Annotated in this window: 14 protein-coding genes and 1 pseudogene; all 15 read left to right on the top strand. The window is 61.3% G+C overall.

Annotated features, from left to right (window positions below):
• A pseudogene (locus tag AC4PR2_RS26330) lies at window positions 1–405 on the top strand (hypothetical protein); the annotation flags it as partial.
• On the top strand, window positions 405–1,967 hold the full coding sequence (locus tag AC4PR2_RS26325) for a DUF935 domain-containing protein (protein ID WP_492175715.1): 1,563 nt from the start codon (window positions 405–407) through the stop codon (window positions 1,965–1,967). The pseudogene AC4PR2_RS26330 and the gene AC4PR2_RS26325, both read left to right, overlap by 1 nt.
• On the top strand, window positions 1,951–3,282 hold the full coding sequence (locus AC4PR2_RS26320; protein WP_492175714.1) for a phage minor head protein: 1,332 nt from the start codon (window positions 1,951–1,953) through the stop codon (window positions 3,280–3,282). Before AC4PR2_RS26325 ends, AC4PR2_RS26320 begins: the two co-directional genes overlap by 17 nt.
• Window positions 3,283–3,408: 126 nt before the next feature.
• Complete coding sequence (locus AC4PR2_RS26315) at window positions 3,409–3,882, top strand: phage virion morphogenesis protein (protein ID WP_492175713.1); 474 nt, start codon at window positions 3,409–3,411, stop codon at window positions 3,880–3,882.
• Window positions 3,883–4,097: 215 nt separating this feature from the next.
• On the top strand, window positions 4,098–5,234 hold the full coding sequence (locus tag AC4PR2_RS26310) for a phage protease (RefSeq protein WP_492175712.1): 1,137 nt from the start codon (window positions 4,098–4,100) through the stop codon (window positions 5,232–5,234).
• The gene (locus tag AC4PR2_RS26305; protein ID WP_492175711.1) at window positions 5,234–6,169 is read left to right on the top strand and encodes a Mu-like prophage major head subunit gpT family protein; all 936 of its coding nucleotides are present in this window, start codon (window positions 5,234–5,236) and stop codon (window positions 6,167–6,169) included. Before AC4PR2_RS26310 ends, AC4PR2_RS26305 begins: the two co-directional genes overlap by 1 nt.
• A 68-nt stretch (window positions 6,170–6,237) precedes the next feature.
• Window positions 6,238–6,723 carry a hypothetical protein gene (locus tag AC4PR2_RS26300; protein WP_492175710.1) on the top strand — a complete coding sequence of 162 codons (486 nt, stop codon included), beginning with the start codon at window positions 6,238–6,240 and terminating at the stop codon, window positions 6,721–6,723.
• Window positions 6,723–7,139 (top strand): gp436 family protein, encoded by a 417-nt coding sequence (locus tag AC4PR2_RS26295; RefSeq protein ID WP_492175709.1) that lies wholly within the window; start codon window positions 6,723–6,725, stop codon window positions 7,137–7,139. Before AC4PR2_RS26300 ends, AC4PR2_RS26295 begins: the two co-directional genes overlap by 1 nt.
• On the top strand, window positions 7,139–7,672 hold the full coding sequence (locus AC4PR2_RS26290) for a phage protein Gp37 (RefSeq protein WP_492175708.1): 534 nt from the start codon (window positions 7,139–7,141) through the stop codon (window positions 7,670–7,672). The genes AC4PR2_RS26295 and AC4PR2_RS26290 overlap by 1 nt, the downstream gene beginning before the upstream one ends.
• The gene (locus AC4PR2_RS26285) at window positions 7,672–8,109 is read left to right on the top strand and encodes a DUF2635 domain-containing protein (RefSeq protein WP_492175707.1); all 438 of its coding nucleotides are present in this window, start codon (window positions 7,672–7,674) and stop codon (window positions 8,107–8,109) included. The genes AC4PR2_RS26290 and AC4PR2_RS26285 overlap by 1 nt, the downstream gene beginning before the upstream one ends.
• A 2-nt stretch (window positions 8,110–8,111) precedes the next feature.
• On the top strand, window positions 8,112–9,617 hold the full coding sequence (locus tag AC4PR2_RS26280) for a phage tail sheath subtilisin-like domain-containing protein (RefSeq protein ID WP_492175706.1): 1,506 nt from the start codon (window positions 8,112–8,114) through the stop codon (window positions 9,615–9,617).
• Between the two features lie 9 nt (window positions 9,618–9,626).
• The gene (locus tag AC4PR2_RS26275) at window positions 9,627–9,992 is read left to right on the top strand and encodes a phage tail tube protein (RefSeq protein WP_492175705.1); all 366 of its coding nucleotides are present in this window, start codon (window positions 9,627–9,629) and stop codon (window positions 9,990–9,992) included.
• A 10-nt stretch (window positions 9,993–10,002) separates the two neighbouring features.
• Window positions 10,003–10,467, top strand: coding sequence for a phage tail assembly protein (locus AC4PR2_RS26270; RefSeq protein ID WP_492175704.1), 465 nt, complete (start codon window positions 10,003–10,005; stop codon window positions 10,465–10,467).
• Window positions 10,445–10,588 carry a hypothetical protein gene (locus tag AC4PR2_RS26265; RefSeq protein ID WP_492175703.1) on the top strand — a complete coding sequence of 48 codons (144 nt, stop codon included), beginning with the start codon at window positions 10,445–10,447 and terminating at the stop codon, window positions 10,586–10,588. Before AC4PR2_RS26270 ends, AC4PR2_RS26265 begins: the two co-directional genes overlap by 23 nt.
• Window positions 10,589–10,591: 3 nt before the next feature.
• The coding region (locus AC4PR2_RS26260) for a hypothetical protein (RefSeq protein WP_492175702.1) at window positions 10,592–10,782 on the top strand (191 nt) is incomplete at its 3' end.

The following is a 10,782-nucleotide window of genomic DNA, read 5'->3' as shown; positions in this document are numbered from 1 at the left end:
GCGGCGCGGTTGCATTTTGGCCCGGACATGATTGATTGCGTCAACCTGTCGGCCAAGTGGTACGCCGAGTGGATGCCCAAGCTAAAAGGCGAGCTGGAAGCCCAGACGCTAAGCCTGGCCCGCCATCAATCGACCCTGGACGATCTGTTGCACATCAAGGTGGTCAACGGCATACCGCAGATTGACAAGGGACGCAGCAAGGATACGCAGTCGGCCATTCAGGGCGCCCGGCGCCACGGCGACTTTGCGGTGGCGCTGGCGATGGCGAACCGTGCCGCCGCGATGGACGGCTTCGTGCTGGATGATGACGCCTGTCAGGCGCTGCCGGCGCGTGAACGGGCGCTTGAGAACGTCGACACCGCGGGCGATGACGACTACCACGATTTTGAGCGAGGGTGCTGGTAATGGGTCAGATAGTCGATATTCACGGGCAGCCGCTTCAGTTTTCATCGGATATGCAAACGGCAAAAAACGATATTCCTCAGGTAGCCAGCCGGGCGCCGGAACACCCGGCATCGGGGATCACCCCCAACCGGGCGGCGCTGTGCCTGCGCGCGGCGGAAAGCGGCGATCTGAGTGCACAGGCCGATTTGGCCGCCGATCTGGAAGAAAAAGACACGCACCTGTTTTCAGAACTTAGCAAACGTCGCCTGGCCCTGCAGAGCGTGGAGTGGCGCATTCAGGCGCCGGACAACCCCAGCGCGCAGGAGAAAAAGCTGGCTGCCGGCCTGGAAGAGGTGTTGAGTGATGCGCACTGGTTTGAAAACGCGCTGTTCGACGCCACCGATGCCATCCTCAAGGGGTACTCGATGCAGGAGATCGAGTGGGCGCAATCCGGGGCGTATCGTTGTCCCAGGGCGATCCACTGGCGCGATCCGGCACTGTTTACCGTCAACCCGGATAACTACCGCGAACTGCGGCTACGCGATGGCAGTTATCCAGGGCTGGCGTTACAGCCGTTCGGCTGGATCTGCCATGAGGCCAAGGCCAAAACGGGTTACCCTGGCACCCAGGGACTGGTGCGCACGCTGATATGGCCGTTTATCTTCAAGAACTACAGCGTGCGGGATTTTGCAGAATTTCTGGAGATCTACGGTCTGCCGCTGCGCGTCGGCAAGTACCCCAGCGGGGCAACCAAGGAACAAAAAAGCGCGTTGATGCGCGCGGTGATGGATATTGGCCGGCGCGCCGGCGGGATTATTCCGGCCGGCATGAGCCTGGAATTTGAAGCGGCCGCCAATGGTCAGTCGGATCCATTTATGGCGATGGTGGCCTGGGGCGAGCGCGCCATCTCAAAGGCCATTCTGGGCGGAACACTGACCACCGAAGCCGGCGACAAGGGCGCGCGCTCCCTGGGTGAGGTGCACAATGAAGTGCGCAAGGAAATTCGTAATGCCGATTTACGGCAGCTTTCGCGCACCTTCAATCGCGATCTGATCTACCCGATACTGGCGCTTAACAGCCCGGCCCCGCTCGATATGCGTCGTCTACCGCGTCTGGTGTTCGACACCATGGACAGCGAGGACATGTCGACCTTTGCGGAAGCCATTCCCAAACTGGCCGCCGGTATGAAAATTCCGGTCTCCTGGATCCAGGATAAACTGCGCATTCCGTCGCCGAACGGTGACGAAGAGGTGTTTACCGTCGCCCAGCCGGCAATGGAATTGCCGCCGGCACAGCGCCCGCAGCCTCTGGCCGCACTGACGGCAACGCTCGAGACGGGCGAGCCGATGAAGGACGAGCTGGACGCGGTCGGTGAGGCGGTCAACAGTCAGGCGTTAAATGCCGCAGCGGATCCGCTGCTGGCCCCGGTCATCGCCGCCATCCGTGAGCAAGGGCCACAGGCGGCGCTTGAGATGGCCGCGCTGCATTATCCCGAGATGGACGACAGCGCGCTGATTGAACTGCTGACCCGCGCCACCTTCGCGCTGGAAGTCTGGGGGCGACTCGATGCCACAGCCGATTGATCTGGGCGTTGTCGCCCGTCTGCCCCCCAAAGAGGCGATCGCCTACTTTCGTGCCAAGGGCTATGCGATTACCTGGAACTGGTACGAACAGCTGGCGGATGTTCACGCCCGGATGTTCACCGTCGCCAAGGCGTCGCGCATGGACATTCTGACGTCGATACGGGACGAAGTGGACAGGGCCGTTTCCCAGGGGATCTCGCGGCAGGACTTTATCGATACGCTCACGCCGCGGCTGCAAAAGCTGGGATGGTGGGGAAAACAGGTGGTGGTCGATAGCGAGGGCAATGCCGAGCTGGTGCAGCTTGGCAGTGCGCGCCGGCTGGCGACCATCTATAACGTCAATACCCGCGTGGCCTACAACACCGGCCGTTATGCGCAAATGCTGGCAACGGCTGACGCCTTTCCCTGGTGGCAATATGTCGCCGTGATGGACGGCCATACGCGGCCTGCACATGCTGCCCTTAACGGTAAGGTATTTCACTACACCCACCCTTTTTGGCAGAGCCATTATCCGCCCAACGGCTTTAACTGCCGCTGCCGGGTGCGCGCCCTGTCTGACCGCCGCATGCGCGAACTGGGGCTGACGCCCGTCGAGGATGCCGGGCAGCTGCATACGCATGAAGCCGAAGCCGGCGTCGACAAGCGCACCGGCGAGGTATTCAGTACGCCCGTGACCACCTTTGATGATGGCAAGGTGAAAATGACGCCGGATGTGGGCTGGTCATACAATCCGGGCTCGGCGGCGTTCGGCGTTGACCAGACGCTTGTGCGTAAAATGATTGAGGTGAAGGATCCGGCGCTGCGTGAGGCGGTGGTGCAGGAGCTGAACAACAGTCCGGCGCGTCAGTTGAGTTTTTCGCTGTGGGCCAATCGCGTGATGCAAAGCCGGCGGGCCGGCAACGGTATTCACACGCTGGGCTTTCTGCCTGAGGCGATTGCCCGCGCCGTAGAAGCGAGCACCGGGCAGGCGCCGGCACGGTTGCTGGCGATGAGCGAGAAAAACCTGCTGCACGTTGACAGCGACAAGCACCATAACACCGGCGTGGCGCTGCTGGCCGAGGATGTGGCGCTGTTGCCCGCCCTGTTGGCACACCCGCAGGCGGTGCTATGGGATAAGGCACACCGGAATTTACTCTTTGTGGTGACCGGGAAGGAGGGTGCGGCGCGTGTGGTGGTTAATGCACCTTACGGCGTAAAAAAACACCCGGATGCGCTGGACGTGGTGATCAACGCCTACCGGATACCTGACGTGAATAAAGTGAAATCAGATCTGGCCGGCGGCAAGCTGGAACTGTTGGCAGGAACGTTAGACTAGACCGGTGGCAGGGGTCGAACCTGCATACATGTTATGCCCCGTTACCGGGACTTACATCGACTTTACCGATTAAGCGTACACCGGTCTATTGGCTGTATTTTAACCGACCCCCACCCGGAGGGCAAGATGTCGCAAGTTGAGTTAACCACCATCATCGACCGCAAGCGCCTGCAGAGCCTGTTTGCCGAACTGGTGCGCGTCGGTGAAGACGGTAAGGCCATCACCCGCGTGGTGGCCGCCAGCCTGCTGTCGTCCAGTGAACAGGCGTTTGAGCAAGAGCGAGACCCGTCAACCGGTGCGGCCTGGTCAAGTTTGAGCGATCCCTACACACGTTGGCGCCAGCAGCACGGTTACAGCCCCATCAAGATATTGACCCGCGACGGCGATATGGCGCGCAGCGTGACCAGCGATTGGGGCGATACCTGGGCGCGCGTCGGCTCTAACGCGCCGCAGGCGGCCATCCACCAGTGGGGCGGCAAGGCAGGAATGCGACCGGGGCCGGCGGCCATCCCGCCACGGCCATTTATGGGGCTGGATAAAACCGGCGAAAAGGATATTCTGGATTTCCTGATAAACCGCCTTTCCGATGCGCTGCATTAAAAAAGCGCCCCAACGGCGAGAAACGGCGACAGCGCGTTTTTTGCCGTTGGGTGCTATGATGGGGCATCGCGACTTTTTTGAAGCCGTCACGGCGTTTTTGAAGCGGTTTTGAACGGGGTTGCGTTGCCCCTCGCATCTTTTTTTCTCACCACCGGCCCCCTATTGTTAATCTAGCGTAATCCCGCCCGCGTTGCGTTGGCAGGCACACTGCCTGCATGACGACAAAAAATCCCCCATCAAAAATAGCCTATGCCGTGCTCAATGCTGCGACCCTGTCGCCATTTGAGCATGATGGCTGGTGCCAGGTGATGCCGGCGGGCCGAATCAAGGCCCGCGACGGCCGCCCGGCTGAACCCGCCGAAGGCTGGCTGATTAACGAATCGACCGTCCAGCGTATGGTGGCCCGTGTCGTGGCGCTCAATCAGCCAATCAAAATTGACTACAACCACCAGACGCTGTTTCCCGGCCATGAAGCGCCGGCGGCCGGCTTTGTGCACCCGTCACCGGACAATTTCCAGTGGCGCGGCGACGAGGGATTTTGGGTGAAGCCCACCTGGAACCCGCCTGCCATTCCGCGGCTGGTGAACAAGGAGTTTCCCTGGTTCTCCGCCGTGATGGGCTACGACGATGTCACCGGCGAACCGGTCGAGCTGCGCATGTTGGCCGTGACCGGCGATCCGGGACTGACTGGCATGAGTGCGGTTGCGGCGCTCTCTGCCGGCGATCTCTACCACGCATTGAACACCCCCTCCAATAAGGAACCTGCGATGAATGAAAACCTGAAACGGCTGCTGGAGGCGCTTGGCGTCACGGTGCCAGCGAACGGCGAGCTGAGCGATGAGGTGGCGACCGTGGCCCTCTCGGCGATCACCACCCTCAAAGGCCAGGCTGACAAAGCGACCTCGCTTGAAAGCAACGTGACCGCGCTCAGCGCTGAAATTACCACGCTGAAAACCGCCAAGCCGTCGGATAGCGTGGATTTGACCCGCTATGTGCCGGTGGAAACCTACAACGCGGTGCGTTCGCAGGTGGTCGCCCTCAGTGCCGATCTGGGCAAAACCACGCTGGCGCAAACGCTGGACAAGGCCGAGCAGGAAGGTCGCATCTTCAAGTCCGAGCGGGATTACTACGCGCAGTTAGGCACGCAGATTGGCGTTGCGGCACTGTCCGCCCAACTGGACACCCGCCAGCCCATCGCGGCGCTGAGTAGTCTGCAAACCCACACCCTGCCGGGTGGGCAGGAGAAAAAACCGGCGACCGCCGCCCTGTCGGCGGAAGACATGCAGGCCGCCCGCGTGCTGGGTCTGACCCCGGCCGAATTCCAGAAAATCAAAGAAGAGGAAGCGCAATAATGCCGACCCCGATCACCCCCGCGCAGATCACTGCGCTGATGACGGGATTCCGCAAGGAATTCCAGAACGGTTTAGGGATGGCCCCGTCGCAGTATCAACAGATTGCGATGACGGTGCCGTCCACCTCCAAATCCAACACCTACGGCTGGCTGGGGCAATTCCCGCAGTTCCGTGAGTGGATCGGCTCGCGCGTCATTCAGCAGATGCAGGCCTACGGCTACCAGATTGTCAACAAAACCTTTGAAGGCACGGTGGCCATTAACCGTGACGATTTTGAAGATGACAACCTGGGCGTCTACAGCCCGCTGTTCCAGGAAATGGGGCGCGCGGCGGCCGTACAGCCGGACGAACTGGTGTTTGCCGCGCTACGCGATGGTCTGAAAGCCGCCTGCTATGACGGCCAGAACTTTTTTGATGAAGAGCACCCGGTCTACAGCAAGGTCGACGGCAGCGGCGACAAGCAGACGGTCTCGAACATCTACACCGAAAAAAGCGGCGACAAGCCGTTTGCCGGCCCGGCGTTCTACCTGCTTGATTGTTCCCGCGCCGTGAAGCCGATCATTTTCCAGGACAGGCGCAAACCTGAGCTGATCGCCAAAACCAAGGTCGACGAAGATCGTGCCTTTACCGACAACGAGTTCGTGTTTGGTGCCTCGGCCCGTCGCAACGTGGGTTACGGCTTCTGGCAGATGGCGTACCTGATGCAGGCGCCGCTGACGCTGGATAACGTCTGGAAAGCCTGGACGGCCATGCGTGGCTTCAAGGCGGACGGTGGCCGACCGCTGGGTCTCAAGCCGACGCATATCGTGGTGCCGACGTCCCTTGAGAAACAGGCGACGCAGTTGCTGGATCGTGAGCTGTTCGTTGAGGGCAATAGCACCGCGTCCAACGAGCTGAAAGGCAAACTGAAACTGGTGGTTGCCGACTACCTGTAAGGGTGTTGCTGCTACCGCCTACAACGGGGCGTTATGCCCCGTTAAATTCCTGTTCAAAGGAGCATTGAATGTCCGATGAAACTCAAAAACCGGATGCCCCTCTCGATGATACGCCTGCTGGCGATACCCCGGATAAGCCAGCGCCTGGCACAACGGATAAGCCGTCTGTGCAGGCCAGTCATTTCCGCGTGGCGATCCGCTGCCCGCGCGATCGCTATATGCGTGCCGGCATCACGTTTGAGCGCGGCAAACAGGTTATTGAAGGCGTGGACAAAGCGACGCTTTCTCGCCTACAGGCTGACCCATGCCTCATTGTGGTGGACGTATCGCCATCAACGGAAACGGGCGCGGATGCTGGGCAGCTTCCAGCACACAATCTGGGCATCGACGTAGATCCGGAAGCGATCCGCATTGCGGTCAGCCGTCTGGACAAAGGGAACGAAGCCCACTTTACCCGCCAGGGTAAACCGCGCGTCAGTGCGGTCTGTGAACTGCTGGGGGCCAACGTCAACCAGGCGCAGATCACCGAGGCGCTTGATGGAGAGCACGCCTGATGTATGCCGGAGAGCGGGATTTGCGGGCGCGCTACGCCGGCGATCTGCTTGAGCGGCTGACCAACTGGCGCGGCGATCAACCGGCGGCAGAGCAAAAGATGGCGCAGGCGCTGACAGATGCCAGTGCGCTTATCGACAGCTTTATCGCAGCACGCTACACCCTGCCGCTGTCGGTGGTGCCATCGATACTCAAGCAGCACGCGTGCGCCATCGCGTTTTACTACCTGAACGACGAACGCGCCACCGACCAGACCATCCAGCGTTACCGCGATGCGCTTCGCTGGCTTGAAGCGGTCAAAAACGGCGAGATGCCGCTGGGCGTGGATGCGGATAACCAGACGCCCGACAGCGCCGATCTGCCGATGATGTGCGCGGAAGCACCGGTATTCGGGCGCGATCAAAAAGGGTTTATCTGATGATTGTTGAAACGGAAAACGCTTTGCTGGCGCGCCTTCGTACCCTGTTCGGCGACACGCTGCGGGAAATCACCACCCACCCTGGCGACTGGAGCGAGGAAGCCCTGCGGGTGGTACTCATGACGCCCCCTTCGGTGTATCTGGTCTGGCTGGGTGCGGAGTCGGGGCCAGTGAAAGGAACGGTTGACAGCCGCTTTGTCTTTTACGTGGTGGCCGATGCTGTCAACGGTGAGGAACTCAGCCGCCCAGGGGTATACCAGATTGTCGGGCGCCTGATTGCCGGCCTGTCGGGTTTTAAACCTGCCGGGGCCGGCCCGATGCGCTTTGAGGAAAGTCGCAATCTGTATACCGAAAAACAGGGCAATCGCGGCGTGGTGCTGTATGGCGTCTATTTCACCTGTGAAGAAGATATCACGCCGATCGTCCCGGAAGACGGGCTGGACGATTACCTGCGCCATTACCAGACGTTCAGTGAGCCGGCCGGCACGTCGCCGTTTGAGGCACACATCCGTTTACCGCAGGATAAAACCTAATGGCTGAGAGCACCCGTACCACAGCGCAATTAGCCGGCGACGCCGGGCCGGTGCCGGATTGGCGCGAACAGACTGATACCAGCTTTGCCCTGTTGGTGAAGCTGGCCAACAATGCGGTGGCGAACTATGCCGCCAACGCCAGACAGGGGAACCCCATGAGCGATGATGTGATTTTTGTCCGGCCCATGCCGGGCTGCGTGGTGCGCGATCCGGACAGTATGGAACTGTTACCCGAAGACGGTGCCTGGGTGCCGCGTAACGTGTTCTGGATCCGGCGCCTGTACTTCGGTGACGTGACTGACCTGGCCGCCCATGCCGGCGAACAGGCTGCCGGATCATCGGTAGAGCATGAGACGCCGCCGGCCCTGGTTGACAGTGACGCCGAATCGACTAACGCACAGGCCAAGCCGGCCTCTGACGATGCCCGCGAGGAATAAGCATGAGCATTTCATTCAACGAGATCAGCCCCAGCGTTCGCCTGCCGTTGGCGCATATCGAAATCGACAATTCCCAGGCGGTGATGGGGACGCCCTCCGCCATCACGCAGGTGCTGATGTTTGGCCAGGCCGCGTTCAAGGATGGCAAGGTCAACGGCTCCGGCGCGCTTGATGTGCCGGTGCGGGTAACCCGTGCCGATGCCGCCGAATCGCTGTGGGGCAAAGGCTCCATGATTGCCCTGATGGCCCGTGAGTTTCTGAGCGATAACCCGGATGCGGTGCTGACCGTTGTCGCCCAGGGTAACGGTGCCGGCAGCGCAGCGGCCGGGACGCTGACATTGGCAGGCAAAGCCACGCAAGCCGGCGTGCTCAATGTGTACATCGGCGGCGTGCGCGTCAGGCTGACTGTGAGCGAAGGCCAGCAGGGCCGCGCCGTGGGCGAACAGCTCGCGAAAGCCATCAATGCCAATGCGTCCCTGCCGGTCACAGCGGCGGCCGCGGCGCCGGCGGGTAAAGATGTGGACGCCACCTCAACGGTCGTCACGTTGACCGCGAAATTCATTTCCGCGCTGTCGGTGCATGACGTGCGTCTGGATTACTACGATGGCGAATTGACCCCGCCGGGCCTGAGCGTGCGTTTCGATGCGCCCAAAGACCGTGCCGCCAATCCCGATCTCGCCAAAAGCCTGTCAGTCATGGGCGCAACGCAGTATCACCACATCGTCATGCCTTATCTGGATGCGGCGAACCTCAAGCTGCTGGGGGCTGAACTGCGCGACCGCTGGGGGCCGGCGAAAATGTCGGACGGTATCGCCTGGACGGCGCACACCGGCTCGCTCGGGGAAATGACGGCGTTCGGTCAGGCACGAAATGATTTTCTGCTGACCTGCACCGGCATTCAGCGCGCGCCTGAACCGTCCTATCTGTGGGCGGCGACATTGTGCGCCATCGGCTCGAAACATCTGGCTATCGACCCGGCCCGCCCGCTGCAAACGCTGGCGCTGAGCCGCCGCATGGCCCCGGCGCTGGCCGATCGTCTGCTACCGCCGGAGCGTAACCAGCTGCTGTATGACGGCATTGCGACCGTTAACGTGGCCGCGGGGGATGTGGTGCAGATTGAACGGCAAATCACCACCTACCGCACCAACAGTTACGGCGATCCGGATCCGTCTTACCTCGATGTGAATACCGTCGCGACCTTGTCGTACCTACGCTATTCCACGCGACTTCGCATTACCCAGCGTTTCCCGCGCCACAAGCTGGCCGATGACGGTACGCCGGTCGCACCGGGACAGGCGATCGCAACGCCATCCATCATCCGCGCGCAGTTGCTGGCGCTGGCGATGGAGTGGCTTGATGCGGGCCTTGTCGAGAACTTCGAGGCGTTCCGGGACAGCTTGCTGGTCGAGCGCAACAAAAACGACCGCAACCGCGTTGATGTGCTGTGCAAACCGGATGTGGTCAACCAGTTCCGCGTCTTCGCAGAACAAATCCAGTTCATTTTGTAAGGGGTCACTATGGCATTTGGCAAATTGCAGTACCAGGGCAAGGCGATTGTCCGGGTCAACGGGCAAGAGTACCCGACGCTGACGGGGGCCACCTTTACCCCGTCCGGGGAAAAGCGCGAGGCGGTCACCGGCGCGCGGGTCTATGGCTACAAGTCTACGCCCAAGGCCGCCACGCTGGAGTGCAAGTTCCCCGCCCGCGGTGATTTGAGCGTCGATACGATCAACGGCTGGAACGATGTGACTATCGAGTTCGAAGCGGATTCCGGCGAGACCCACATGATGGTTAACGCCTGGAGCGACGGGGAAGAATCCCTGACCGATGCGGGGGAGATCTCCGCCAAGTTCACCGCCGTGCGCAGTCAGCGCGTCTCGTAAGGAAAAGAGCATGACGCAGAATATTGAAAAACTGGCGGCCGCCGCCAAAGAGGCCGAAGGGCTGTCCCCCGAAATCGCCAGCGTCGCCGAGGAGTTGGCACGCGGGCAACTGACGCTCATTGACGGTCTGGTCACCGGCCAGGGCGATGATGAACAGCGCCACACGGACGTCACCTTACGGCTCCTGACCGGCAAGGACATCATCGATGCGGAGCTTGCCGCTGAGCGCGTCATCCAGACACAGAACGGCGCCGAACTGGTGCGTTCGCCCGCGATGGTGGAGTTCGAACTGCTGCGCCGTCAGGTGGCACGGCTGGGCAACATCAACGGGCCGCTCTCGCTGCTGCAGCTGAAAAGCCTGTCCGCACGCGATATCGAACGTCTGATTATCGCCCAGCGTCTGGGCGGTAGCGCGCTGGCCGGCCAACTGGCGGCCGAGTCGGGGCGACTGGATGCAGTGTCGGGCAAAGATTGAGGAAGCGGCGCTCATTCTCGCCACCACCACCCGTTCCGGCGTGGAGTGGGCGCTCTCCCTGCCGTTAATTCGGCTCTACCGACACTGCCAACAGGCAACCACCTTGTTACAACGCGAGTAATCGATGGCCGGAAAACAGCTTAAAGCCTCTGTCATTGTTGATCTGCTGGGGAACCTTCCCCGGCAGGCGCGGCTGTTCGGGCAGAGCCTCGGCGGCATGGGGACACAGGGCGGCGCGTCAATGCGCGGTCTGGGCTTGCAGGCCAATACGCTCGGCAGCCAGCTTGACCGGCTGGGCAATCAGGGACGGCGCGC

Source organism: Serratia sp. A07, assembly GCF_058725505.1.
This window is presented reverse-complemented; position numbering and strand designations above follow the sequence as displayed.